The organism is Actinocorallia longicatena (assembly GCF_039534125.1).
GTDB classification, from domain to species: domain Bacteria; phylum Actinomycetota; class Actinomycetes; order Streptosporangiales; family Streptosporangiaceae; genus Actinocorallia; species Actinocorallia longicatena.
The window spans coordinates 1-905 of sequence record NZ_BAAAUV010000079.1; the positions used below are offsets into that span (position 1 = coordinate 1).

At 53.3% G+C, this 905-nt stretch carries 1 rRNA gene; it reads left to right on the forward strand.

The features are described 5' to 3' along the window. Positions 1-905 (forward strand): 23S ribosomal RNA (locus tag ABD785_RS41145); the annotation flags it as partial.

Genomic DNA, 905 nt, shown 5'->3' on the forward strand with positions numbered 1-905 from the left:
CAACCAGGAGGTTGGCTTAGAAGCAGCCATCCTTGAAAGAGTGCGTAATAGCTCACTGGTCAAGTGATTCCGCGCCGACAATGTAGCGGGGCTCAACGTATCACCGAAGCTGTGGAATGTCTAACGACATTGGTAGGAGAGCGTTCTAAGGGCGTTGAAGCTAGACCGTAAGGACTGGTGGAGCGCTTAGAAGTGAGAATGCCGGTATGAGTAGCGAAAGACAAGTGAGAATCTTGTCCACCGAATGCCTAAGGTTTCCTGAGGAAGGCTCGTCCGCTCAGGGTTAGTCAGGACCTAAGCCGAGGCCGAAAGGCGTAGGCGATGGATAACAGGTTGATATTCCTGTACCACCTCCTCACCGTTTGAGCAATGGGGGGACGCAGAAGGATAGAGAATCGCGCTGTTGGATATGCGCGTCCAAGCAGTAAGGCTTAGAAGTAGGCAAATCCGCTTCTAGTTAGGCTGAGCTGTGATGGCGAGGGAAATATAGTACCGAAGTTCTTGATTTCACGCTGCCAAGAAAAGCCTCTAGCGAGGTGAGAGGTGCCTGTACCGCAAACCGACACAGGTAGGCGAGGAGAGAATCCTAAGGTGATCGGGAGAACTCTCGTTAAGGAACTCGGCAAAATGACCCCGTAACTTCGGGAGAAGGGGTGCTCTGGTAGGGTGCAAGCCCGAGAGAGCCGCAGTGAAAAGGCCCAAGCGACTGTTTAGCAAAAACACAGGTCTCTGCGAAGCCGCAAGGCGAAGTATAGGGGCTGACACCTGCCCGGTGCTGGAAGGTTAAGAGGACGGGTCAGCCTTCGGGCGAAGCTGAGAATCTAAGCGCCGGTAAACGGCGGTGGTAACTATAACCATCCTAAGGTAGCGAAATTCCTTGTCGGGTAAGTTCCGACCTGCACGAA